The sequence below is a fragment of the Glaciimonas immobilis genome (genome assembly GCF_011947285.1).
Classification (GTDB): domain Bacteria; phylum Pseudomonadota; class Gammaproteobacteria; order Burkholderiales; family Burkholderiaceae_D; genus Glaciimonas; species Glaciimonas immobilis.
In genome coordinates, this window is sequence record NZ_JAAOZT010000002.1 from 783686 (window position 1) to 809332 (window position 25647).

Below are 25647 nucleotides of genomic sequence, written 5' to 3' on the forward strand. Positions count from 1 at the left end.
CTGTTTACTTAAAACATTATATTAAATAATAGTATATAGTTAAATATATTAGGAGAATATAAATTGATTTCAGCCCCGATTCTCGCTTATTGCAGCAGCGGGCGACGCGCTTCCACATCGTTTCAGCTTGCACAAGACGCTGCGCCTGGCCCGCTTGCCGTGACTGACGGGAAAGTTGTTGCTCAACAGTTTACGCACGATGTACTCATCGTCGGTGGCGGTGCTGGCGGGATCGGCGTGGCGGCTAGCCTGCTGCGGCGCGAGCCAGGACTTCAGATCAGTATCATCGAGCCCAGCGAACAACATTACTACCAGCCGGCCTGGAGCCTGGTCGGTGCGGGCGAATTCGATATCGCTGACACCGTCAGACCCACCGCCGACCTGGTACCGGCGACTGTCCGGTGGTTAAAACAGTGCGCCAGCAGCTTTGATCCGGAAAATCAACAACTGACCCTTTCAGACGGTTCGACCCACTGCTATCAATACCTGATCGTTGCACCAGGACTAAAATTACATTGGGCGGGCATAGCTGGTCTTGAAGCGACATTGGGGAGCAATGGCGTGACGTCGAATTACCGGTTTGATCTGGCACCCTACACCTGGTCGCTGGTGCAGACGCTACGATCCGGCCACGCCATTTTCACCCAACCCGCGATGCCGATCAAATGTGCTGGTGCACCGCAAAAAGCGTTGTATCTGTCCTGCTCTTATTGGGAGGCACAAGGCGTGTTGTCCAATATCAGCGTCGAATTCGACAATGCTGGCGGCGTGTTGTTTGGTGTGCCGTCATTTGTGCCAGCCTTGATGCGTTATATCGAACGTTACAAGGCCAATTTGCAGTTCAATTCAAATCTGGTGGCGGTTGATGGACCAGCCCGTACGGCATGGTTTGATGTCAAAGACAGCGACGGCCAGACCAGTAGAGTGAAAAAATCATTCGACTTTCTGCATGTGGTGCCGCCCCAGATTCCGCATGATGTCATCAAAGCCAGCCGCCTCGGGAATGCCGATGGCTGGGTGGAGGTCGACCAAAAAACATTGCAGCATTTACGCTACCCAACCATTTTCAGCCTCGGCGACGCCTGTTCTGCACCCAATGCTAAGACGGTTGCCGCAGTACGCAAGCAGATCGTCGTGGTGGCAGAAAATTTACTGGCGCTGCGTCAACAGCACGCTCTGATGACCGAATATGACGGGTACGGCGCATGTCCATTAACCGTTGAAATCGGAAAAGTAGTATTGGCAGAATTTGGCTACGGTGGAAAATTATTGCCGACGTTTCCAATCGATCCTACGGTTGCCAGCCGCTTTGCATGGGTGCTCAAGAAAAACCTGCTGCCAGCGATCTATTGGCAGTTGATGCTCAAGGGTCGCGAGTGGCTGGCGCGCCCGGGTAAAGTATGAGGCAGGACATAAGACAGGGCAGGGTTGCGATGATGATTTTTACTCTCGGCTTTATTGTCGGTATCATCCTCGCGCTAACTGGCGCGGACGGCGGAATTTTGGCCGTACCCTTACTCGCGATATACTGAACTGGACAGCTTTCACTATGTGCATTTCAAACGTAATTTCAGGAAGTGCAATCATGAATCCACTACAGTTGTTCGATACCGAATCCTCTACGTTCACTTATCTCCTCTTTATTCCCGGTCAAACGGCAGCGGTGATCATAGACCCGGTGGCACGGCATTGGGAACGTGATTTGCAACAATTGGATAGACTCGGCCTAAGCCTTACCTATGTACTGGAAACGCATGCTCATGCAGACCATGTGACTTCAGCAGGAAAATTATGTCAAATCACAGGTGCGAAGTCGGGCGCTCCCACCGGATGCGGTATCGGGCCTGCCGACTTGCAGCTCAATGATGGCGATCGGATTGTATTTGCCCCAGGTGAAGAACTTTATGTCATTCATACGCCAGGACATACTGCAGGCAGCATGTCCTATTTGTGGCGCGACAATGTGTTTACGGGCGACGCTCTTTTGATTGATGGTTGTGGTCGTACCGATTTCCAGAGCGGCAGTGCCGATGCACTTTATACCTCGATAACGACCAAATTATTTACATTATCAGAAGACACGAAAGTCTGGCCTGCGCATGATTACAAGGGTCGTTCAGTTTCGACCATCGGTTGGGAGAAGACACATAACGCACGGCTAGCAGGTTGTAACCGAACCGATTTCATTGCCTTAATGAAAAACTTGCATTTGCCAAAGCCGAGGCTGCTGGATATCGCCGTTCCGGCTAATGAGAATTTGGGCTTGTCGCACGATGCGTGAGTGCTCCATTTGCATTGAGCTGTTACAAAGACTGGTGAAGTATTCATTAAGCAACTCAAGTAAGCCAAATATCTGGAGTCCGTTGCAAATATGGCGCGGCGCTTGCTGGAGTTTGCGCATGGGCTGAAACCGGAATACTTAGGAGGAGACGGGAGTATCGTAAGGTTGCTATACATAAAAAATGCCTCCGGTTGGGAGGCATGACAAAGCGGGAAATGCTCGATTTGTTGCGTTGTTGCCGGTTTAAGTGCGGTGCCAAAAATAACCCTGTAAAACCATGTTTTTATTGTGATTAGGTCAATTAATCTTGTTCTTCGATTTGACATAATATAAAGTCTACGCCTACGCTTTTTAGCAGGGGTGAGGCTTGAGCTGGTGTCGGTGTCCCGAATAAAGTGACAACACCTGTTAAGAGAGCAACGCTAGCCGCTGTTGCTGTCCTCCTCGAAAAAACTTCCCATAATGATTTTTGACCATTCATTTCTGCTCGGTCTGCATCTGCGGCCATGATGATATCTATCGGGCTATCCATGTCTAGCGAAAGTGCTAATTTCATGCACATTTCGTTATCAATAAAACGTTTTCCGTGTCTGTACTGGCTAAGCGTGTTCTGTGCAACACCGAGGTAGTCGGCTAGGTTGCTATCCGTCTTGATTCCGTGTTTTTTCATTGCCGCATTTAAATATTTGTCGATGTGCATGTTTTTTCCTTGCAAAATTCTCGTTTTGAGATAATATCTCGTTCTGGGATATCTCTGTTTGGGATAATCTGATTTTAGCAGATTTCATCGATCAGTCTTAAAAATCAACCTAGAGGTTAGAAAATTATGAAAAGCACAATTCAAATTTTGCACGTTGTTACAAATGCCGGGCGGTCTAAAAAAACGGGTAATGACTACGATATGCGCATGGCGCAATGCATCGTGCATAAAGTAAATAAGGATACTGGTGTTATTGAGCCATTGGTAGGTGAGTTGCTCTTACCTCAGCGGTATATGGATACAGTCCCCGGTATGTACGAGGTTGAATTTGAAGTAGCTATTTCGCAGCAAAAACGGGTTGAATCTGCTGTTTCTTTGCTTACGCCAATACCTCTTAAGGCTACATCTGGTGTTTCTCTCGCTGCTCCTAAGGTTGTTTAAAAATGAGTACGTGTGCGGTAGCAGTTCAACAGGCTGACGGGTCTTATTTATTGCAGGTTGATCCAACTGTTACCGATGTGTCGAGTTGCACTTATGTTGTGCAAAGTGGGGCGGACATAGCTGGCTCGTTGTTGCTAATGTCTGCAAATGATGGTGCTACATATTCCCTTGCAATATTCTCCGTGTGGGTTACGGCTTGGGCTTTTCGAATGTTCGTTCGTACTTTAAATGGTGATCAAAATGACTCTGAATAAATTGTTTTCTCGTGCTGGAATTGTTGTTGCTAGTACTGCGTTAGCTGGTGCTTCGATGGCTGATACTGTCGATGTGACTGCGATCACTGGCGCTGGTACAAATGTTGCGTTGGTTGGTGCGGCGGTGTTTGGGGTGTTTGTTGGCGTGAAATTGTATAAGTGGATTCGGGCTGCGCTCTAATGTCTTCCGTCGATATTAGCGCACTGGACGGGGCGTTAATAACCGTGTTAATTGTTGGAGCTGCGGGTGTGGCGCTTTATATACTTCGTTTCACTTTTGCGATTATCCGTAATGCAATAGTTTGATGATTCGGCGGGGGCTTCGGCCTCCGTTGTTAGTTAACGGTATCGGGGGATGTATGGGCTTGCTTGTGATCGTAACTTTTCTCGGCGCGTTTTGGATTTTGTTTTTAGCATGAACTATTTTCTTAGGCGTGTGCTTGTTGGTGTGGCAATTGCCGTTGTGATGATGTGTGTTCATAAGGTAAGTCGTGCCGCTTCTACTTATAATTTCGGTGGTTACAGTAGTCCTGCTTTGTACTGTAGCAAAGCGTTAAATTTGGACTGGTCTTTACACTCAGCGTATCCTTTGACTGGTACGTGTCTTTATAACGGTAACATGAATGGTCAGCCTCCTCCGCCTACGGGTTCGTGTGACGCACCTGACGCTGTTGATTCTGTCACTCTGGCTTGTCTTCCACCTAAAAACTCATGTGTAGCTGGTAAAACTACTGTTTTTACGGTCAAGTTTGGCGATGTTTACGGTAATGATTACAACGGAAAAATTCCTGAAAATGATGGTGCGTGTAATTTTAATTACAGTGCTCCGTTTAGTGTTAAGGAATGTTTTTCGCGTCCTCCTTCAGCCCAAAAATATTGTACTTTTTCTTATACTCAGGATGGCACTCAGTCTGTTGGCGGTGTTTCACGCGATGATGGATTGCCCGGCTCTGCTGCTGTGCCATCTACGATCAAAACGTCAGGCGATCAGTCAAGGGGCTGTCCTGCTGGAACGGTAAATATTGGTACGGATTCAACCGGTACGCCGATGTGTGCCGGCTCTGGCACGGCTGCTGGAACTCCGGATACCTCGACCACTAAATCTACCACGCCGACTGTCACAGCAACGAATCCCGACGGTTCGACTACTGCCACCGATACATCTTCTTCTAATAATTCAGATGGAAGTAAAACGACTGATACCAAGGTTTGCAATACTGGTACAGATGGAAAGTCATCTTGTACTACGTCTTCTCAAACGTCACCTAATGCCACAGGGTTACCGGGTAAAGCGGATGGTTTGCCAGATCCTGATAAACAGTTTTGTACGATTCATCCAAACATAAATGCGTGTCGGAATTCGCAAGTACTCTCTGCTGGCGGCTGTACTGGTGCTGTATCAAATGTCGCTGTTGACGGTGACGCCATTCAGGGTGCGATTTTAAAAAGAATTGCTGACGAAGACTGCGCGCGGTCTGTCCCTACCGCAGCGAATAACTTGTACGATCAGATGGCCTCTGGTAACGATCCGCTGGCTAATACTCTTCCAACAAAAGCAAATGGGCAGATTATTGATATGTCTGTTGGTCATGGCCTTGACAGTTCTGGCTTTCTTGGCGCTTCGTCGTGTTTCGCAGACAAAAGTTTTGACTATGGTGGTCGTACTTTAGTGATCCCGTTTTCTAACGTTTGTCCTTATCTAATTCCATTGCGTCTTGCTGTTATGTTTTCTGCGTTAATGGCTTCGTATTTCATGCTCTCAGGCGCTATTTTAAGGAGTTGACGTTATGGGCTGGACTTTGTTGATTAATGCGATCTGGGGTGCATTAGCGCCTGTTCTGGGGTCACTGGTTGGTAGGATTCTCCTTGCGCTCGGTATTAGTTTTTTGACTTATACAGGGCTTAGTTATGGTGTCGATGCAATTAAGTTGTCGGTCATCTCTTCTTTCGGTGGTTTGAGTGCTGACGTGATTGGATTCATTGGCTATTTGTGGGTCGATAAAGCGATCACAACAGTGTTTTCTGCGTTTGCTACGGCGTTGGCGATCAAGGTTGGCACTGGTTCATCGATCACTAAAATGGTCGTCAAATAATGTTAAATCTATTTACCGGATTGCCCGGCAATGGCAAAACGTTATATACGCTGTGGTACGTTAAGCAGTGGGTTGAGCGTGAAAATAGAGAGCGTGAAAAAGAGGGCAAGCAATTGCGTGAGGTGTTTTATCACGGCATTAATCAGCTTATGCTTCCGTGGACAAAGATTGATCCGACCAAGTGGATGGACTGTCCAGCAGGTGCAATTATTGTCATCGATGAGGCGCAATTTGTTTTTGAGAAAAAACCAAACGGCTCGAAATTGCCTGAGTGGTATTCGCAATTAGCGGTGCATCGTCATCTAGGTTTCGACATTGTGTTGATTACGCAAAATCCGTCACTGGTTGATAATTTTGTGCGCAAATTAGTTGGTAAGCATTTGCATATTGTTCGTACGTTCGGCATGGAAAGAGCGGTTGTGCATGAGTGGATGAGTGTGCGCGAATCTCCGGAAAAGCCTTCCAGCCGCAAAGACTCGATACAACACAAATGGGGATATCCGAAAGAGGTTTATACGTATTACAAGTCTGCTGAACAGCACACTGTTAAGCGTAATATTCCGATGAAAGTGTGGGGTCTAGGGGTCGTGGTGATTCTGCTGTGTGGTCTTGTGTATATGGTGTATGGCAATATACAAAAGAAAATCCATCCTGAATTGCAGGTGAATGCGAAAACAGGTTCGCCGGTTGCACCGGCTTCGCAAGCGTCTGGATCGTCTGTCCGTGTTTCGTATAAAAATGCGATGGAAGATGCGAAGCAATTTGCTTATGATCGCACGGCTCGTGTGCAAGGTCTTCCGCAAACTGCGCCCCGGTATGATGAGATGACGAAGCCTGTTTCTGTGCCTGTACCTGCTGCTTGCATATCCGATCGGAAACGCTGTAACTGCTATACGCAACAAGCTACGCCGATAAATGTTCCTGAAATTTTATGTCGGGACATTGTTGCGCGTGGTTTTTACATGGAATTTGATCCGAATGGAAATACGGCTAAATTGGCTACTAATTCGCCAGGTGTTTCGAGTGCTGGCGCTGTGATGCTTTCGGCTAAAGATGGGCGTGAGGTGAGGGCGTCGAGCGCTAACGTTCCGGTTCTGGCTACGCTTGGAAACGAAGACGGTTACGGTGTTCTCGGAAAGCATCGCGGCGGTGCTGTTGGTTCTAAATGAGAATGGTTTTCCGCCGCTAATTTTGAAAGTGAATTATGGACATGAAAAAATATGATAAAGCTCTGGAGATCATTTCTCAAATGACTGATGCTGAGCGTATGTCTTTAACTCTTATTGTTGCTGCAAAAATGACGAAGTGGCTCTCGGTCGAGATTAGTAATGTACGTTTTGATCAGAGCCGGCACGAAGTGCAAAATCTTGCGAGTCCGTCCGAGTAAAGAACTACGATTATATGCAATCGTTCGGCGCTCGGTGGTTGTCGCCCTCCGGGCGTCTGAAGGGCAAGTTTTAGGCGGGCAGTCCTAATGCCTAATTTTGGAATGAATGCCTTGCACGTACTATACCGTCGCCTTAAAGACCGTTTTTGAAGTTGGTCTTGTATTAGGTGTGCGGGATGCGAGACGCCGACTGAGGTACGAAGGCGAGCGGCGCGCAGCGCCGCTAAACTTGTACTACGGACACTTAAGAACATGAACAGGTCAATGCACTATGGAAGTTCATGTTTTTCTGGTTTTCTGAAATTCAGTTTTTGACTTAAACAAAAAAAAAGCCTCACCGGATTACAGTCCGGGAGGCCTTCGATTCACCTGATCGTAACAGGAAAATAGAATGTCTGAATTATTTAATGAATCTCTCGAATCGTCAATCGATTTTTCACAATCTCCGCAATTAAATTCTAAGCCTGACTGGTGGAATGATGACGGTCACGGCTGGCAAGATACATTTACGGCCCGGCAACGTATTTTTGCTGATGGTCAAGCAGAAATAGTGATTTCCAAAGAAAAGTTTTTTATCAGTCGTGAGGCGTTGGCGCTTCCTCCGGCAAAGCGTGGTAAATCAGAAAAGCGTGAGCGTAATGATGAGGATGCTTCTCGGCGTGCAAAAAAGAACGTGCGCTTGTGTTGTAAGGAAATTAGGGCTGACCGCATGATTACATTGACGTATCGGGAAAACATGACTGATCGTGATCTGGCGTTAAAGCATTTAAAGGCGTTTGCAAGGCGTGTCGGCAAGGTGGCCGGGTTCCATTACGTTGCGGTGATTGAACAGCAAGAGCGGGGCGCTATTCACTTCCATATCGCTGTGCACGGTCGCCAGTCTTACGTTTTGGTTCGTTCGATCTGGCAATCAATTGTCGGAGTGGGCGAGGGCGGTCAACAAATGGGCCAAGCGAATGTGCGTGACCCGCATAAGTTCGGCTTCGGCAAAAACGGTGCTAATAAGTTGGCTTCTTACATTGCTAAATACGTCGGCAAGAAAATGGATTCTCGCGAGTTGAATCAAAAGCGGTATTTCCGTTCGAGGGGCATTGTTCTGCCTGAGGTGAACACCTGGCGAATCTCGTCCACAGATATGCTCGGCGCTGTTCAAACGGCTTTTGCTATCGCTGCTGAGTTCGGGTTAGAGGGTGTCCAGACTTGGTGTAATAACGCGTTGGGCGTTGTTTGGATAGCTACCGCGCCGAGATCGGGGCCGCTGGTAAATGCTTGTCCTTTTTGATACCATATAGTTTACCGGAGGAAACATGAATGATATCGATCAAAGATGTTTGGAAGTCCGTTCTCGGGAGTATAAGGCACGGTGCGAGCGTGAGAGTACGGCTTTACTCGATGAACTTGCTATCTGGGTCACGGATCGTAAAAATATTGCTTTTAGGGAAAAAATAAAATGTATTCCGTCATGTTCCCTTGAGAAATTTGTATGCAACTGGAATTATTTGAGTGGTTGATTATTAGTGCGATTGAGCGTTCGCATATGATGTCTGAAATACGTCAGTCGTATTGGTTTCTTCGGAACTTGCGCAAAACGCAGTGGAATTTGGCACGGCGAAAACGGGAGTATCGGAAGGTGGCCATACATAAAAAAAGCCTCCAGTTAGGAGGCATGACAAGGCGGGAGATACTAGATTTGTTACGGTGTTGCCGGTCCAAGTGTGGGGCGAAGAAAAATCCGGTAAAACCATGCTTTTATTGTGATTTTTGAGGCTTTTTTGCGACGTACGATTTGACATAATATAAATTATACGAAATTACAGCATCAAGAGCCGAGCTTAAGAAACAGGATTTTTGATGCATCAACATTTGTCCATCCGGCTTACCCAGACGGCGATTAAGTCGCTTTATGACCTAGCGCGCAATATTATTTCCTTCACTTATCATACCTACCAGCAAGAGCTTTACCCGACGGGTATCAGAGCGCGAGCAGTCGGATTCGCTTACTCCTGGAGCCGTCTTTTCGCCGTGTTCAGTTCGTTTATAATTGCCCACATTCTGGGCCGATTTGGGGTCTCAGAGTATTCATTTTTATCGCCGGCGCGATGCTCATCGTGATGATAACAATCGGCACTTTTGGACCACGCACTCGCGGCGCTTCGCTCGAAAGCATTTCGCACTAAGACGGTCTCGCAGGAGGCAATTAACCGCGACGATGTACTTAAATTTGCCAAACGCTATAGGTGGGAACGTTAGACATCAGCCCTCCCAAAAAAAGCTATCGATGGGCGCGATGGTTTGGTCAGCAAGTACCTTCTGGCGCAAAAGCTTTTGTCCTAGTTGCAAAAGGCGCGCCCGTGGTCGCGCACGAAATTCTGCCAGTTCCTTCCCCGCTGGCCCCGGTAACGGTACATTCTTCAGTGTCCCCAGCGGACGTTGTAGCGGGAGAGTCGGCCGCCCTACCTCTGCGTACAACCACCCTACCGCTGCCATTTGAAGGCAGACTGCCAAAGCGATCAGGCCATACGCCCCCCACTTTGCCTTGCCGCGGGATGCAAGGATCTTGTTGAATTTATGGGTAATCTGCGACTCTTCGAACACCTTTTGTAATCTTTCGGACGATGCCTCCCTTACCCCATCCCTGATCTTGTTCATGATGATTACCCTCTCGTTATTCTTCGTTTTTTATATGAAGCTGTTTAGTTTCGAATCCTCGGAAACACTTTTTTGGTCCTAAACCATATCGAGGATCGATTTGACGATTTGACGCGTTGGGGATAGCGATGGCACCATGCACCAGCGATCGATGCGTTCATTACCGATACGCAGCATGCCGGTATGGCGCGCCAATTTGGCATCCTCGAAAGGGTCTTTATCGTAGAAACCCAACTTGCGGCGCACCGATTCCATATCGCCGCGTTTTCCTGAGAGGAAGGTCCAGCCCGGCTGTATATCGTATTTTTTGGCATACGCCTTTAGCGTCGCAGGTGAGTCAAACTCGGGGTGGAGCGAAATCGAAACCATGTGGACATCGCGTCCAATTCGCGGGCCTAAAGCCTGCTGCACCTGCAACAGGTTGGCAGTGTTAGGCGGACAGATTCCGGTGCACGCGGTGTACATCATGTTGATAACGACCAGCCTGCCTCTGATAATGTCGTCGTAGAACTTTATCTTGCGGCCATCCTGATCCATGAAATCAACATTAGGAAAGTAATCGGCCCGTGGACCTTCACTGGTAACCCCCGTCACTGACCTCACGCCGGTACCTGCTTCGGCAGTGCGAACGGAAACTACCGCCGGATACAGAGAGGCGCCACAGAAGCCCTTCAAAATCGTACGATTGGGATGCATGTTGTACTCCGATAGTCGAATTAGAAGCTGGAAAATGCCCCCCAGATCAGGGGACGACGTCCAAGCGAATGAACAATAGGCAGCCTGCGTGAAGCCGCAACATTGTCAGGCTCATGCAGTTAATTTTTTCAACCCTGCGTGTGCGCCAAAGCCGCGTTCAGTGACCAATTAATCGGCACGTTGACATAGGCCAAAAGCTAACGGGAAAGAGGCGCGGCAATCGCCGTGCGCTTGAGATGATGGACACGTTAAGGCGACGTTTTTTCTATACAGAACATTGCAATCTCCCCTGTTAATTTTGATGGGTGTTCATTGACAACTTATTTGTGTTATTAAAATAATAATATACGCTCCAATTCCAAAATACAATGTTGTAATTTTATTATTATTTCATCCTAAAATCGTGATATTCTTACTAACAAAACTATGAAATTAAAAGGAAAGTGCAGACCATCGAGTGTGGCTTAGCTTACGCATTTGCACGTTTTGCAGTCCTATACCGTGCCGCAAGGAGTGCAGATATGTTTGGTTCTAAGGATGCGAGGGGCACGTATGGCAAGGATGGGCAACCGCGTGGGACCGGCGACAACGCTGGCATCACCAATTAAGAGTTGTAAAGATTTCTTTAGATGACTGCCGTAGGCATTTTTGGCAGCGCACCGTGCAATCAAGGGAAGTTTTTCATGGCGGAACCATCGGGAGCCATTCTGCTCGGGCGTGCACGGACGACAGAACAGCGTCTTTGCAGCCCGGCGGCACAACCAAAGCTATCGCTATCCAAACGTCGACCCACAAGTAGCGTGCTTAATAAAATTGCTTAAGACGACGCACGCTAATAGCGACTCGACATGATGGGTCAATTATTTGGTGGTCAAAGTGCCCACCACCAATAGCCACCATGCTTACCTATCGCTTTTGGCGCTTCAACCATCATGGGCGTGTACAGTCTGGCGGAGGGCAAGCTGATCGAAGTCGGTTATTTCGACCTGCAGTTTCTGAGCTTCGACGGCAAGACTTCCTATCGCGACTGGAAGTTTATGCCGCCACCTGAGGCCATCGCGCCCTTACCCGGATTGCCCTGTTAGCGCTGTTGATTAAGGTCGGCTTAAGACTCGGCACCCGGCGGATTCGAGACTATCGTGCCTGTACGTCTGTCATACCAGCGATTTTTCGAAAGCATTATTTCATGATGTCCACGTCCACCGGGTATCATTGGAAAGCAATTTTCTAGCTGCTCGACTGCAACATCAAGCAGGAACGGTCCAGACCAGGACAAGCATTCAGCGATCGCTTCGTCCAGTTCGGACGCCAGAACCACCCGACGCGCACCCCAACCGAATGCCTTGGCCAGCGCGACAAAATCTGGCAATGCCTCGTTGTAGCTATGGCTATACCGTGCGCCGTGATGCAACTCCTGCCATTGACGGACCATTCCCATACAGCCGTTGTTCGAAATAACCACTTTTACCGGACAACGATGCTGTGCGGCCGTCGCCATCTCCTGAATATTCATCAGAATGGACGCGTCTCCGCTGACGCACACCACCAACTTGTCGGGATGCGCAATCTGCGCACCAATTGCTGCGGGCAACCCGTATCCCATCGTGCCGGCGCCACCCGAGGTGAGCCAGCGGTGCGGCGCTTCAAAGCGCAGGTATTGCGCGGCCCACATTTGGTGTTGACCGACGTCGGTGGACACAATCGCGTCGCTGCCCTCAAGGTGATCGGCCAGTGTTTGCATCAATTGCTGAGGCACAATGTTGGGGGCGGAGGATGTGAAGCCCAGTGAATTTTCGTTGCGCCACTGATTGATCTGCTTCCACCATTTTGTTGTGCGCGCTGATTCAATCGGCATCAATTCCAATTCTGCATTAAGCACTGCCAACACTTGGGCGCAGTCCCCAACCAAAGCAACTTTTGTTTTGACTACTTTGCCGACGGAACTGGGGTCGATATCGATGTGGATGATGTGCGCTCTCGGACAAAAGTCCTGCAAGCGACCCGTTACCCTATCGTCGAAACGTGCGCCTACGCAAACGACCAGATCAGCTTCGTGCATTGCCAGATTTGCTTCCAGCGTGCCGTGCATCCCAAGCATGCCAATCCACTGAGGGTCGGACGCGGGAAATGCGCCCAAACCCATCAGCGTGAGCGTACACGGCGCATGGCTTTTGTGGACCAGATCGGCAAATTGCGTGCATGCGTCACGGCCCGAGTTGATCAGCCCTCCTCCCCCGTAGAAAATAGGCTGGCGTGAGGTGGCGATCATCTGTACGGCTTCGCGTATAAGTGCGGTCGCGGGCAAGCGCTGTTGCCCCTCAGACAACGGTAGCGTTTCGGCAACCGGCGCAGACGTGGGGTGCGCAACAAACACCTGTCCCTGAATATCTTTCGGAATATCAATTAGCACCGGGCCGGGTCGACCGGTCGTGGCTTGCGCGACCGCGTGCCGGACCGTATCGGGAATAGTAGACACGTGTCCAATCTGCCCATTCCACTTGGTGACCGTCCGGGAGATACCGAGCGCATCGCACTCCTGAAATGCATTGGTGCCGATGGCGGTCGTGGCAACCTGGCCACTGATACACAGTACCGGTATCGAATCACTTAATGCGTCGAGCAAACCCGACGTCGTATTGGCGATGCCGGGGCCAGAGGTGACGATGACCACGCCCAGACGCCCAGTCGAACGCGCATAACCCTGCGCCGCGTGCACCGCTGCCTGCTCATGTCGTACCAGAACATGGCGCAGGCGCGGCTCTAAATACAACGCATCGTAAAGTGGCAATACGGCACCGCCCGGATAGCCAAAAATGGTATCTACTCCGCACGCAATTAGCGTCTGCAACAACATCTGGGCGCCGCTCAATGGCGTGTGCGGGTCGGAGGCCAACATTATATTGTCGGGCATTAGTGCATTCTGGAAGGTTTTCATACTAAAATTATATTCTTCTAAAGCCTGAAAAGGCTTCATAATTTCAGCCTAATTTGCATAAATACGGAAAATAATATGAGTATTTCAAAGAAGGAAGGAAAACTATTCGACATGCAGGATCGCGCCATTTTGCGAGCGCTGTTACAGGATTCGCGCAAGAGCTTCCAAGACATCGGACAGGAGGTTGGGTTATCGACCACTTCGTGCTGGAACCGCATCAAACGGATGGAGGAATCCGGGGCGATACAAGGCTATACGGTGAAGGTGGATCTCGCCCAACTGGGCTATCAGGATACGGTAATTGTTCAAGTTAACCTTGAAAGCCACAGCGATGCCACGCTTTATGAATTTGGCCGCGTCCTGGAAACCATTCCAGAAATCGTCGAGGCGTATCTGGTGTCGGGTGACTACGATTATTACATTCGTATTGCTGTTAAAGACACACGGGACTATGAACGTTTGTTAAGAGAAAAGCTGTACAAAATTCCGGGCATCCGTCACAGCAAATCGACGTTCGTATTGCGCACGCTGAAGAAATCGGACACGCCGTTTGGTTGATTACCGAGAATGGCCGCCCGGGATTCCTGAAGAAGTCCTGCCGCCGTAACCTTCACGTTAAAGAAAGTCGCGGTTAACGGCCTGTGCTGCGCCCGTTAATTTAGATAATGGGCTTGCCCCCTGTCACAGCGACGGTTGCACCGGAAATATAACTGGCCTCATCAGAAGCGAGCATTACAAATACAGCGGCGAGCTCTGCAGGCTGACCGGGACGTTTCATTGGCACCTGCAGGCCGAAGTTTTTCACTTTTTCCATAGGCATGGTGGAAGGAATTAAGGGGGTCCAGATTGGCCCTGGCGCGACGCAGTTTACGCGTATCCCTCTTTCAGCTAACAATTGCGCAAGGCCCCCGGTGAAATTCTGAATTGCACCTTTGGTTGCCGCATATGCTATCAAGCCGGGACTGGGAGCATCCGCATTAATTGAGGTAGTGTTGATGATTGTGCTGCCTGAACGCATATAGGGTAACGCTGCTTTAGTAATTCGGAAGTTTGCGCCAATATTGACCGAGAATGTTTTATCCCATTCGTGATCAGTGATTTCTTCCAAACTATCGTAACTCATTTGGTAGGCTGCGTTATTGACCAGGATGTCGATCCGCCCGAATGCTTGTGCTGTATCCGCCACTAACGTGCGGCAGTGCTCGTGGTCGGCAATGTCACCTGGCAACAGCAGGGCTTTGCGGCCCGCCTCCTCTACCCAACGCGCCGTTTCTTTGGCATCCTCGTCTTCATTTAGGTAAGCGACTCCTACGTCCGCGCCTTCACGTGCATACGCAATTGCCACCGCGCGACCAATGCCGCTATCTGCCCCGGTAATGAGCGCAACTTTGCCAGCAAGACGCTGCGATCCTTTATAAGATTGTTCCCCATGGTCCGGCAACGGATACATTTCCCGATTGTTACCCGGAGGGCGAATTTCTTTCTGTTTAGAAAAAGGGGGGGAAGGATAGGAATATGTTGGCATAATATTTCCGTTCGCAAGATAGAAACAGAACTACTTCGTTGCGCATGTTCCCGGCGACGCTACGATTACCTTCGCAACAAGGTGGTCGTTGTGTCCCGCGTTTTATTCAATGCATTCCGCCGCGCTCTATATTTGCGCGAGACCCGTCGAACAAAATTGTTAATAAAGACGGTCCGCGGAGATTGTTTGTGAAGACTGCTCTTAATTTTAATTGTGAAGCAAATACTCGCTGTTTAATGTAGGATTTTTTCCGAAAAAAATGTAGGACGCTTACAAGTCCTGCCGTATTGCCTTTAAAAGCTGAAGCGTTTCATGAGGCCGATGGTCATTAGATCCACGTCGTTCCGATTTTGAAATGTCACTACTCGTCGGAAACTCGCGATCGCTTTCCAGTCGTTGCCCAGATCGCGGTCCAGCGCGATGGTGACCAGGCCCATGAGTCGCCAGTTATCGGATTGGCGCTTATTGACCGCAAGATATGGGCCAGCACCAGCACTGATAGCCCAGTTTTCGTTGATTCGTTGCACGGTCCACTGTTGCGCGGCGACTCCTTGACGATTCACGCGGACGCCATCATCGCCTTCCTTTATCGCCGAAAACGAGGTCGCCCATTGATTGGCGTAACTTTTTGCGTCCAGGGAGTAACCCGGACGTTTGCCGGGTCCCGATTGATTGGTCTGTGCAAAGCCACCCGTTGCGCCGAACCATATCGTACGCTTGAGTGCTTTGTTAGGTGGGTCTGAAGTTGCGGGTCCGATTTCTTTGCCGACGCCAATGAATAACGCATCCGACGAGGGGGCGCCGGGCATGAGTATATGGGTGTAGCCAGCCCGTAAATGAAGCCCGGACGAGGATTTATCGAGGTCTATGAGCAGCGCCAAAGAGAACATGGCCCCGACGCGCGCATCGTCGATTTCCGTGCCGTTGATGGTGGTCCTGTTCATGCTGAAATACGGCCCCATGCCAAATTCGGCGCTGAAGTCAGGGCGCAGACTTTTCCTAAGCACCACTTGCAGCGCGTAACCATCGCGATGGTTGTTATCAGGATGGCCCTCGTTGTAGTACACAACGTCAAACCGAGGCGCTTCGCCAGTTGGGATGTGTCCGCTCGAAACTAGTCCGAAAATATCGACAGGTTGTCCGAATCTGAGCTCTCCATCACGCCATCTCATCGGCTTGGCGTGATTGATACCAGATCCGTAAAGGATGCCATTTCCAAATGCGACCGAGGCGTAGCCTTTACTGTTGCTCGGCGACAGGTCCTCTACGGAAATGGGTGGTTTGCCAGCAGTGTTAGATTCAGCCGTCGCACCTTCAGCAATCTGGTCCGGCGTTAACCAGCAGATCAGTGCCCATCCAAGAACAACGATAGGTGACATTCTTTTGTTGCTTCTGGACATGGCAGCCCCCGTGCGTTCACGCTGTACTTTTGACAAGTGAGTCCAAGTATGACGGGATTGTTCATCTTATCAAAGGTTCATCTGCTGCGTAACGCCCGCTTTGCACTTCGGCCTGTCAGTTTTGTTATGCTAGTCGATTCAGGGACTGAATCATCCACTGAATACGTGACTGAGTTAGAACCGATAGCTAGCGCTTAAGCCAGCTAACCAGTTGCGCCCAGGTGCGCTCTCATAAAACTGGCTATTGGCCTGATTAACAATGACAGATCCCACGTAGGAGTGGTCGAATAAATTATCCACGCGCGCAAATTCAGATATCGTCCATTTTCCAACTGCCTGCCGAAAAACTGCGCGCAAATTCATCAAGCCATATCCACCAGCGTAAGCCTTATTCACGTCGTTGGCAACGATACTGCCCGCCGCTCTTCCCTCCACCGCAAGCTCCAACGAATTGTCAGGTTTGCGCCACACCAGCTCAGCAAATAATCCTTGATCAGGGACGCCAGGTATCCGCCTGCCGCTGGCAACAGAGTATGAAGTCGACGCATTAGTCGCTGGATTAGTAACGGTTTGGGCGTAAGTCTGCGCAACCTTGGCATCCAGCAACGTGTAGGACACGTTCGCTTGCAGGTTATAAGGCAGGTTCACCTGCGTACTGAGTTCCAATCCATCGCGACGCGTTTTTGGGGCATTCATATAGGATGATTTACCGCCGTTGCTGGCCGCAAGTACAATATCGTCAGTGGTTTCTGCATGAAAAAGCGCAATTTTTACCAAAGCAGTTTTGGAGATTTCGCTTTTATAGCCAATTTCAACTTGTTTCGTCCTAGCCGCATTAAGCTTCATATTGCCGGTATTGGTTCCCCCGGAAGTGACGTAGCTGGGGCTGTAAATGATCTGATTCAATGTCGGTGTATCAAAGCCGGCACCATAAGACACATACACGTTAGCATTTTCCTGGACATAATATTGCGCCGATATCATGCCGGTCACCGCTTGGTAAGTGCGCGACCCCAATGAGGCCAGATTATTGTTACTGTCGGCGCTTAAGGTGATTTCTGACTGACGTACGCCGGCGGTGAATGCCAAGCGGTCAGTCGGATGCAGCTCCCCTTGCAAATAGAAATCAAGATTGCGCGCCTCCATCGAATAATCCTGATCTGTCGGTGCCACGCGCTGCTGGCCACCGACGTTTGAGTAGGTTAAGCGATGATCCCTGTTTTCGTTGGCATCGACGCCGGCCACCAGTTTTAATGGCATGCCGCCGACATTCGCGGCGTGCAACCATTTGCTATCCATACCAAAAAAATCACGCTTAAGATTTATCACTCCATTTACCGCAGATGCAAGAAATTGCGTGGTTTTGCGCTCACCACCATAGGGCGTAAAGGTGAGCGAGTCGGTCGCACTAATACGTTGATTGAGCGTTACGCCGACTTGGGTCTGATCGACACTTTTGCGCGTAGCAAAAGCGTCGGCCCCGGTTCCTGCCCCGCGTGGATTTGTTTGTAATTGCGCGGCAGTCAGTCCTAGCGGATCAAGTGCTGTCAGATGGACGCGATTGGCGACTACCGTGACCGAAGTGTCTGGCGTTAATTTAAAACGCAACTTCGCATTTTCGTTATTCCTGTCAGCGGCGCTATGTTCGCGATAGCCATCGGTATGCAGCGCACCGGCGTCCAATAGGTAGTTGATACCGTTTTCATCGCCGTCGATTTTGACGCCATATTTGCGCTGGCCAAACGAACCTGACGAAAAATACGGCATCACTTCCGCCCCCGGCTTGCCGTTTTCTGTAAAAACGTTTATGACGCCGCCCGCAGAATTGCCATAAAGCACAGAAAATGGACCGCGCATGACTTCGATATGATCCGCGGAAGCCAGATCAATATGAGAAATCTGACCCTGTCCGTCAGCTGCAGTGCCCGGTATTCCATCGACAAATATTTTGATGCCACGCGCACCGAACGCCGAGTTGGCACCAAAACCTCTAGAAGAAATTAGCAGATCCTGTGCATAGTTTTGACGATTGAGCGCAAAAATTCCGGGTGTTCGCGCAAGCGGTTCTGACATATTTTGTTCAGCCGTACCGTCGTGAATCTGTCTAGCGTTCACCACATCAATTGACGCAGCAGTGTCCATAACGCTTTGCTCGCTCCGACTGGCCGAGACCACGACTTCTTGAAGCGATTGCCCGGGGCCGTCAGCTGCGATACTCATAGTACAAAATGTGCTGAGCACCCCTAGCGAAGCTAAAACAAATGGCGAAGTCCTTGGGGTTTTTTTAGGAAAGAATGGTGAGCTAGCAGGCGAACGCAAAAACATTTTACATACTCTTTAAGGGAGCATCCGCCAGGAGCCGCAGATCAATCTTTGAAGATTCAGCGTCACCGGCAGATGTACAACAATTATTATAAAAAAAAGAAATTATCACTAAACATACACCAACGAGTTCGCAAATACGGATCGCGCCGTGGGACGCAATCGGTATAAGTTTTTATTGCCACGCGAAAACATCGTGGCCCGGTTCTAATCAGAAACCATAATTAATACTCCACCAGCCCTCAAGCAGATAATATTATTGAAAAATGCCGTGCTGCCGTGAAAGTAAACGCCTGATTTATGCTTATCTTTACGCTATTATCAACAAAGTAACGCTGCTGCAGTATATCTGTATTCGATATGTTTTCTACGGATGCAAAAGTTAATCGTCATCATTGGTTTATGAATTATGGAGACACAATGAAAAATAAAAATGCCGCTGAGCAAGTCGCGAAAAATATATTGAAAAATGAGGAAGACCGTAGTTTCGCCATTCGTCTGATGCAACACCTCGTCGTGCCCACCTTTGTTCTGGATCCCCAGTGCAAAGTGGTGATATGGAATATCGCTTGCGAGCGGCTTACTGGCATTGCGGCGAGTGAAATGATCGGCACGTCAAATCATTGGCGGGGATTCTATTCGGCACCGCGACCTTGTCTGGCAGACCTCATCGTTCACGAGCGGACCAGCGATGTGAACAATCTGTATATATGGAACAAAAATATTGAAAAAGTCCCCAACGGGCTTTATGCGGAGAACTGGTGCGTCATGCCACAACTCGGCATAAGACGCTATCTGGCGATTGATGCTGGCCCAATTTATGATGAAACCGGACGTTTGATATCGGTCGTTGAAACACTACGTGACATGACCGTCCAGAAGGAAGCGCAAGATGCCCTAAAGGATCTTGCGACCCGAGATGGTCTGACCGGTATCGCAAACCGCCGTAGTTTTGACGAGGCGCTGGACAGTCAGTGGAGCCGCGCGCTACGTAAATCTGATCCATTGACATTGTTGATGGTCGATGTCGATAATTTTAAGCAATACAACGACCGTTTTGGCCATCAAGCTGGCGATGACTGCCTCAAGCGGGTCGCCACAGCTATGGCCAACACGCCATTGCGCGCCTATGATCTGGTCGCACGTTATGGCGGCGAAGAATTCGCCGTCATCTTGCCGGGAGTGACCAGCGATGGTGCTCAGGCAGTGGCAGAGCGCATTCGTGCCGCCGTCGAGCAACTGAGTATTGCTGATACGTCAGGTGGATTTGTGACGGTTAGTGTCGGCGCTGCAACAGTCAACGCCATCGCAGGTTGCTATCCAGGGCAATTAGTCGCGGCTGCCGATGCTTCGCTTTACCAAGCCAAGCATCGCGGGCGTAATCGGGTTGTTGCCATGAACGTTGATACGATGGATTCGATTGAGACGCTGCCCAACGAATTTATAAGTGACGTATACGGAGACTCTAACGCGAGCCGTTGAACCGAATATGGTAAGCATGAGCTGCTCTAAAATCTTCAGTAGCTAGCCAACGCGCTGGTAACGCGCTTGCGCTCAGCGCATAAACGCCTATTGTTATGTAGTGCACTTAGGAAATATTGGATTCTAAACAAGGAGAATAATAGATGAAAATTCTGCTGTTGCTGCCCTTCATCGGTTTGCTTTGGATTCCGTTTTATAACAAGGAACTTCCCGCGCTACTCGGCTTTCCCTTCTTTTACTGGTATCAACTGCTTTGGGTTCCCATCACTGCTCTCCTGATCTGGATCGTCTATCGACATGGTCTTGCAAAAGGAGATAAATAATGGACGGCCAAATCCACTGGACAGCGCTAGCGGTCTTTGTTTTCTTCTTTGCACTTGTGACGGTGATGGGATTTTTGGCATCACGCTGGCAAACTGGCGGTACCAAAAAAGAAGCGCATCTTGATGAATGGGGACTGGGCGGTCGCAATTTCGGCACCTGGATTACGTGGTTTTTGGTAGGCGGAGACTTCTATACCGCCTACACGGTGATCGCGGTGCCGGCGCTGGTGTATGCCGTTGGTGCTTATGGTTTCTTTGCCCTGCCCTACACTATTCTGGTCTATCCGATCGTGTTTTTGATCATGCCTAAACTGTGGCATGAGGCGCAGAAAGCCGGTCATGTCACGGCAGCGGATGTGGTGTACGGTCGTTATCAATCGCGTCCTCTGGAGCTGGCAATTGCCGTCACCGGCGTGGTCGCGACCATGCCGTACATTGCCCTTCAACTGGTGGGTATGGAAGTCGTTATCAAGGCCCTGGGTCTGACCGGCGAACTGCCACTTGCGGCGGCTTTTATCATCCTTGCGCTCTACACCTACTCTGCTGGTTTGCGGGCACCCGCGCTCATTGCTTTTGTCAAAGATTTGATGATTTACATTGTGGTATTGGTGGCGGTGGTTCTGGTACCGTCCAAGCTTGGTGGATATGGCCATGTATTCCAGGCAGCGGGCGATGCATTTGCTGCTAAAGGCGGGGCTACCGGTCTGATTCTGCATCCTGCGCAGATGTTGCCGTATGCCAGTTTGGCGATTGGTTCCGCTTTGGCCGCGTTCATGTACCCCCACACCCTCACCGGCATTTTTGCAGCTAAAAGCGCAGACACGATACGCAAAAATGCGGTGTTCCTGCCAGCTTACACGGTGTTGTTAGGCTTGATCGCGTTACTCGGTTATATGGCTTATGCGGCCAATTTGCCGATCAAGAACAACAATGACGTGGTGCCCGCGCTATTCAATGCATTGTTCCCACCGTGGTTTGCAGGCTTTGCGTTTGCGGCCATTGCGATTGGCGCGTTAGTACCAGCAGCGGTGATGTCGATTGGTGCAGCCAATTTATTTACACGTAACTTCTGGAAAGCTTACGTGCAACCGGACGTCACACCCGCTGGCGAAGCAAAGGTAGCAAAGATTGTATCGCTGGTGGTCAAGGTCGGCGCATTGGTATTCATCCTGTTTTTGCCTACCAAATTTGCGCTCGATTTACAGTTACTAGGCGGAGTCTGGATATTGCAAACGTTTCCTGCAGTAGTTTTCGGTCTTTTCTTTGGCTGGTTCCGCGGGCCTGCGCTATTGACCGGATGGGCTGTCGGACTTGCAGGTGGAAGTTGGCTCGCATTTTCGGATGGTATCAAGCCTGTGCACACCTTTTTAATCAACGGCACTAATTTCACGATTTATACCGGTCTTATTGCTTTAGTGCTGAATATCGCGGTGGCATCCATCGTGCAAATTGCGTTGAGTAAAAAGGCCACGCCTGAAAGTCGTCCGGCCTCCTGAGGTAGGTAAATTACCAGCGTCAAACCCGTTTTTGCGAGTAACGCCCAGTCTGGATTGGACTCGGGCGTCTTGCCATGCCCGGTGATGAAGATCGCCCCCTGGCTCCAGTCGCGATGCGTCAGCCGAATTCCGAGCGACGACGGCGCTGCCAGCCCACTACTAGTCCCATCCAAGAGGTACAAAGTTAACGACCGTAAATGTCGTAATAGTGTAGCGATGCTCTCCACCAGGACGAGTTAAAATATTATTCTAGCAGCAACTTAACGATTTTTCGGTCAACAGGAATTTCGAAGCCCACTACTCCACTGCGCGTTTCATGCCCTGTCATTCGCTTATTAATCAGTCCACGATCAATTAGGCCAGCTGAATAGCGAGCACCTTTCCCATCAATTGCAACAAAATCTCGCCCACTCAGATTTTTGGCTTTTTCGCTTTTATTGTAAATGATTACCAGGTACGTATACTGTCCGTGAGCAGAATCAATTCGATGGTTTTTGGCGGTCATTTCCATTTCCGCGCGCTGACTTTCTGTGATAACCGTATTATTTTCAGCATGAGCCGTAGAAAAAAACAAACAAATAAGAGCAGCGTACAGAAAGCGGGATTTCATTATATCTAACCTGTTCGGGATAAGAAGAGCGACATGGAGAGTTTATTAATTACCAAATATTGGCGAGTCCATTGAAATTATTAGAAGAAGCCAAAGCTATAGGGGCCCGGTGGGATCGGCAACAACAATCTTGGTATGTTCCAATCAACAATCTGCAATTATTGATATAGACGTAGCACAATAACACAGCACAAACGATTGGGACGACTGTAAATGTCGCATATTGTATGCTTCGCTCCCACCAGGCCAACAATGCGAGCGCTTGCTTTGGCATAGCAAATGATTGCCGGATTGACCAGGTCGTCCACCACATCTCAGGGGAAATTTGCACAAAAGGTAAGCGCGAATGCTGGTCGGTTATTGCGCCAAATCAACATGTTGAAATTCATACTCACTGAATACCGACATTTTGAACCCGATTACGTTTTTACGGATGGCAGCGTACCGTACTGCGTGAGCGATGGTGATCCACGGGGCTTCTTCATGCACGATCACCTGCGCTTTTTCATACAGCGCGGCGCGCTCTGCCTGACGCGGGGTGCGCTTAGCTTGCTGGATCAAGGTCTCGAAGGCAGGATTGCACCAGCGTGCTTTATTACCGCCGCCTGGAATCGCATCACAACCTAACAAAGTCGCAAAAAAATTGTCTGGATCGCCATTGTCGCCGTTCCATCCGTACATCATTACCTGTTGTTCACCTTGATTACTGCGCTTGATGTACTCCGCCCAGTCGTAGGTGACCAGCCTTGCCCTGATCCCGATTTTAGCCCAGTCTGCCTGCATAAGCTCTGCCATGCGCTTGCCATTGGGGTTGTAGGGACGGGTCGCGGATAGGTACCACAAATCAATATCCGCGCCGTTCGGATAGCCTGCCTTGGTCAACAGCGCCTTCGCTTTCACGAGATCAAAAGCATCGTCCACAACCTTGTCGTTATAGGACCAGAGCGTGGGCGGAATTGGATTTTTAGCCAATACGCCTGCGCCTTGAAAAACGATCTTCAATATCGCCTGCTTATCGGTCGCCATCCTCAGCGCCTGGCGGACTAATTTATTGTCAAATGGCTTTTTATCGACATTAAAGGCAACGTAGCCCACGTTTAGGCCTTCTTTGCTGAGTAAAGTGAATGCAGGATTGGCTTTGATCAAAGGAATATCCGCCGGTTTCGGCAGGGTCATTACCTGACATTCATTGGCGTTGAGTTTGGCGTACCTGACAGAAGCATCCGGTGTAATGGCAAAAATCAGGTAATCAATTTTTGGACGCCCGCCCCAATAACCATCGAATGCCTTGTAACGAATAACGGCATCCTTTTGATAGGAGACAAACTGAAACGGTCCAGTACCAACCGGCTCGCGATTGATGACATCTTGCAGGCCCAGCGTCTTCATCTTTTCGGCATATTCCGCCGACATGATAGACGTGAAATCCATGCCAAGATTAGCGATAAACGGGGCCTCAGGATGCTTGAGCGTGAATACCACTGTGTAGTCGTCGCGCTTCTCCACTTTATCGATGATTTTATCCATTCCCATGTCCAGATAGTACGCAAAGCTTTGCCCGGACGGCAGTTGATGGAAAGGATGGTGAGGGTCACCCATGCGGTTAAAGGAGAACAATACATCATCGGCATTAAAATCACGCGAGGGCTTAAAGCGCGCATTACTTTGAAACTTAACGCCACGCCTTAAATTAAAAGTATAAGTTAAACCATCTTCAGAAGTCTTCCAGGATTCGGCTAATGCGGGCACAATTTTGGTGCTACCGGTCTCAAACTCGACCAGCCGATTAAAGACCGGCACCGATGAAGCCTGAAATGATATGGCGGAGGTGTAGAGTTGCGGATCAAATCCTTCAGGACTACCCTCTGAACAAAATACCAAAGTCTTGGCGGCGATAGCGCCAGCCCCATGCAGCGTCAAAATGGCGAGCAGACTGGCCTTCATCATCCAATTCCATTTGTATTGCATAAGTGTCTTCCGATCAGGTTGCGCGTAAAAAATAAATATAACGCGCCATGTGCAATGTTGACAGTTCTTTTTAAGATACCGTCAAGATGCAATGACCGCCACAAAAATAACCGATATCGGGTCGATATTTACCTTAAGGCGCCACTTTGGCGGAAGTCAAACAATGGGAATGCCCATCGAATCAAAAAAGGGATTGATACCAACATGTGAAACGGACGCACAAGGCGTCCGTCGTATTAAGTCCTGCATGCAACAACGGAAGTGCTCCGATGGCAATTTTAGAGTGTGTCGTTATCAGGAGCGTCGGCAACCGAGCGGCCCGTGATGACACCGCCCGACTTGCCCATAATGTCATCGTAGGGAGTCTGCGCCATATGGAACGGATAAGCGCGCGATGGAAAATAATCGCTATTTTCAGATCCTGTCGGGATGTCTGGATTGTCTACTAACGCGGGCCGAATCTGCGCACGTTCTGCCGCGATCTCTTCGATTGAATACGGTCTCGCGGCAGGATCGAAACGACTATATCCGCCCTCGCGCCAGTTATGCACCTGCTTTTCGATATCCAGCGCGCCAGCGTTACGCAGAGCGGATTGCGCTACCGGAACCAGTGCGTCATCCACGACTGAAATCGCGACGACGACATGTCCTCGCCTGATGGCCTCGGAATAATGCCCGATATCTTCATGACTACGGCCAAATAATTGTGCCAGAAGGTCGCGCAAACTGTCCGCTACGCCGCCTGATTGTGTTTCTAGGCTGGTCACTGCTGCGTGACCTTCGTGCATCCGCACATGCACATCGGAGGCATCAAAACCCGAGGCAATCAGTGCATCCTGTGCCCGTTGAGCTGCCAGATAATTATCGAAAACACCGACCACGGTTTGAGTTGCTGAAGTTGGCGTTGCTACGGGTGTTGTTGGGTCTATCGATGACATGGGCACTCCTTTACATTTTAGCGGCCTTCAAATCAATCAATTTATTCCGAGGTACCCTCGTCTGTAACTAACGCCGACAAGGCATCGAGATGTTTTACTCTCCCCATTCTGACCAAATATTGCTATTTAAGTTCTTCCATTTTGCCG

General features: G+C 49.5%; 25 protein-coding genes and 1 pseudogene. 16 read left to right on the forward strand and 10 right to left on the reverse strand.

Features of this window, described 5'->3' with window-relative positions; all coding sequences use genetic code 11:
- Positions 1–159: 159 nt before the first annotated feature.
- The gene (locus HAV38_RS05855; RefSeq protein ID WP_209216654.1) at positions 160–1404 is read left to right on the forward strand and encodes an NAD(P)/FAD-dependent oxidoreductase; all 1245 of its coding nucleotides are present in this window, start codon (positions 160–162) and stop codon (positions 1402–1404) included.
- 181 nt (positions 1405–1585) lie between these two features.
- Complete coding sequence (locus HAV38_RS05860; protein ID WP_168053246.1) at positions 1586–2281, forward strand: MBL fold metallo-hydrolase; 696 nt, start codon at positions 1586–1588, stop codon at positions 2279–2281.
- Between the two features lie 301 nt (positions 2282–2582).
- Here HAV38_RS05860 and HAV38_RS05865 read toward each other — a convergent pair whose 3' ends face one another.
- A complete protein-coding gene (locus tag HAV38_RS05865; RefSeq protein ID WP_168053249.1) occupies positions 2583–2981 on the reverse strand; it encodes a helix-turn-helix domain-containing protein in 399 nt (132 codons plus the stop codon).
- 126 nt (positions 2982–3107) lie between these two features.
- Between HAV38_RS05865 and HAV38_RS05870 the strand changes: the two genes are divergently transcribed.
- The 8 genes and pseudogenes from HAV38_RS05870 to HAV38_RS21845 form a co-directional block, all read left to right on the forward strand.
- On the forward strand, positions 3108–3422 hold the full coding sequence (locus HAV38_RS05870; protein ID WP_168053251.1) for a hypothetical protein: 315 nt from the start codon (positions 3108–3110) through the stop codon (positions 3420–3422).
- A 240-nt stretch (positions 3423–3662) separates the two neighbouring features.
- The gene (locus tag HAV38_RS05875) at positions 3663–3857 is read left to right on the forward strand and encodes a major capsid protein (protein WP_168053254.1); all 195 of its coding nucleotides are present in this window, start codon (positions 3663–3665) and stop codon (positions 3855–3857) included.
- Positions 3858–4091: 234 nt separating this feature from the next.
- A complete protein-coding gene (locus HAV38_RS05880; RefSeq protein ID WP_168053257.1) occupies positions 4092–5459 on the forward strand; it encodes a hypothetical protein in 1368 nt (455 codons plus the stop codon).
- 4 nt (positions 5460–5463) lie between these two features.
- Positions 5464–5769 (forward strand): DUF2523 domain-containing protein, encoded by a 306-nt coding sequence (locus HAV38_RS05885; protein WP_168053259.1) that lies wholly within the window; start codon positions 5464–5466, stop codon positions 5767–5769.
- Positions 5769–6938, forward strand: a complete 1170-nt coding sequence (locus HAV38_RS05890; protein ID WP_168053262.1) for a zonular occludens toxin domain-containing protein — start codon at positions 5769–5771, stop codon at positions 6936–6938. Before HAV38_RS05885 ends, HAV38_RS05890 begins: the two co-directional genes overlap by 1 nt.
- 41 nt (positions 6939–6979) lie before the next feature.
- On the forward strand, positions 6980–7156 hold the full coding sequence (locus tag HAV38_RS05895; RefSeq protein WP_209216622.1) for a hypothetical protein: 177 nt from the start codon (positions 6980–6982) through the stop codon (positions 7154–7156).
- A gap of 391 nt (positions 7157–7547) precedes the next feature.
- Complete coding sequence (locus HAV38_RS05900; protein WP_168053266.1) at positions 7548–8438, forward strand: rolling circle replication-associated protein; 891 nt, start codon at positions 7548–7550, stop codon at positions 8436–8438.
- 626 nt (positions 8439–9064) lie between these two features.
- Positions 9065–9333, forward strand: a pseudogene (locus HAV38_RS21845) (MFS transporter); the annotation flags it as partial.
- A 76-nt stretch (positions 9334–9409) separates the two neighbouring features.
- Here HAV38_RS21845 and HAV38_RS05905 read toward each other — a convergent pair.
- A complete protein-coding gene (locus HAV38_RS05905) occupies positions 9410–9805 on the reverse strand; it encodes a hypothetical protein (protein ID WP_168053269.1) in 396 nt (131 codons plus the stop codon).
- A 78-nt stretch (positions 9806–9883) separates the two neighbouring features.
- Complete coding sequence (locus tag HAV38_RS05910; protein ID WP_245182211.1) at positions 9884–10501, reverse strand: SCO family protein; 618 nt, start codon at positions 10499–10501, stop codon at positions 9884–9886.
- A gap of 932 nt (positions 10502–11433) precedes the next feature.
- Here HAV38_RS05910 and HAV38_RS05915 point away from each other — a divergent pair.
- Positions 11434–11586: a hypothetical protein gene (locus HAV38_RS05915; RefSeq protein ID WP_168053271.1), complete on the forward strand. Its 153-nt coding sequence runs from the start codon at positions 11434–11436 to the stop codon at positions 11584–11586.
- 20 nt (positions 11587–11606) lie between these two features.
- Here the strand turns inward: HAV38_RS05915 and ilvB are convergent, their stop codons facing one another.
- Complete coding sequence (ilvB, locus tag HAV38_RS05920) at positions 11607–13412, reverse strand: biosynthetic-type acetolactate synthase large subunit (protein ID WP_168053273.1); 1806 nt, start codon at positions 13410–13412, stop codon at positions 11607–11609.
- Positions 13413–13511: 99 nt separating this feature from the next.
- Between ilvB and HAV38_RS05925 the strand changes: the two genes are divergently transcribed.
- On the forward strand, positions 13512–13994 hold the full coding sequence (locus tag HAV38_RS05925; protein WP_184013374.1) for an Lrp/AsnC family transcriptional regulator: 483 nt from the start codon (positions 13512–13514) through the stop codon (positions 13992–13994).
- A 100-nt stretch (positions 13995–14094) separates the two neighbouring features.
- Here the strand turns inward: HAV38_RS05925 and HAV38_RS05930 are convergent, their stop codons facing one another.
- The 3 genes from HAV38_RS05930 to HAV38_RS05940 form a co-directional block, all read right to left on the reverse strand.
- Positions 14095–14961, reverse strand: coding sequence for a glucose 1-dehydrogenase (locus HAV38_RS05930; protein WP_168053275.1), 867 nt, complete (start codon positions 14959–14961; stop codon positions 14095–14097).
- 293 nt (positions 14962–15254) lie between these two features.
- A complete protein-coding gene (locus HAV38_RS05935) occupies positions 15255–16340 on the reverse strand; it encodes a hypothetical protein (protein WP_168053278.1) in 1086 nt (361 codons plus the stop codon).
- Positions 16341–16535: 195 nt separating this feature from the next.
- Positions 16536–18581, reverse strand: coding sequence for a TonB-dependent receptor family protein (locus tag HAV38_RS05940; protein ID WP_168053280.1), 2046 nt, complete (start codon positions 18579–18581; stop codon positions 16536–16538).
- A gap of 522 nt (positions 18582–19103) precedes the next feature.
- Here HAV38_RS05940 and HAV38_RS05945 point away from each other — a divergent pair.
- The 3 genes from HAV38_RS05945 to mctP all read left to right on the forward strand — a co-directional run bounded on the left by HAV38_RS05945 (position 19104) and on the right by mctP (position 21984).
- Positions 19104–20165: a sensor domain-containing diguanylate cyclase gene (locus tag HAV38_RS05945; RefSeq protein WP_168053281.1), complete on the forward strand. Its 1062-nt coding sequence runs from the start codon at positions 19104–19106 to the stop codon at positions 20163–20165.
- Between the two features lie 143 nt (positions 20166–20308).
- Complete coding sequence (locus HAV38_RS05950; RefSeq protein ID WP_168053284.1) at positions 20309–20488, forward strand: DUF3311 domain-containing protein; 180 nt, start codon at positions 20309–20311, stop codon at positions 20486–20488.
- Positions 20488–21984, forward strand: a complete 1497-nt coding sequence (gene mctP, locus HAV38_RS05955; RefSeq protein ID WP_168053286.1) for a monocarboxylate uptake permease MctP — start codon at positions 20488–20490, stop codon at positions 21982–21984. Before HAV38_RS05950 ends, mctP begins: the two co-directional genes overlap by 1 nt.
- A gap of 244 nt (positions 21985–22228) precedes the next feature.
- Here the strand turns inward: mctP and HAV38_RS05960 are convergent, their stop codons facing one another.
- Entirely contained in the window at positions 22229–22594 is a 366-nt protein-coding gene (locus HAV38_RS05960; protein WP_168053288.1) for a DUF4352 domain-containing protein, read from the reverse strand.
- Positions 22595–22665: 71 nt separating this feature from the next.
- On the opposite strand from HAV38_RS05960, the gene HAV38_RS22255 reads away from it, so the two are divergent.
- Positions 22666–22764, forward strand: a complete 99-nt coding sequence (locus HAV38_RS22255) for a DUF5710 domain-containing protein (RefSeq protein WP_221313760.1) — start codon at positions 22666–22668, stop codon at positions 22762–22764.
- 187 nt (positions 22765–22951) lie between these two features.
- Here the strand turns inward: HAV38_RS22255 and HAV38_RS05965 are convergent, their stop codons facing one another.
- Positions 22952–24562: an ABC transporter substrate-binding protein gene (locus HAV38_RS05965; protein ID WP_168053290.1), complete on the reverse strand. Its 1611-nt coding sequence runs from the start codon at positions 24560–24562 to the stop codon at positions 22952–22954.
- A gap of 278 nt (positions 24563–24840) precedes the next feature.
- The gene (locus HAV38_RS05970; RefSeq protein WP_168053293.1) at positions 24841–25500 is read right to left on the reverse strand and encodes a hypothetical protein; all 660 of its coding nucleotides are present in this window, start codon (positions 25498–25500) and stop codon (positions 24841–24843) included.
- Positions 25501–25647 lie beyond the last annotated feature (147 nt).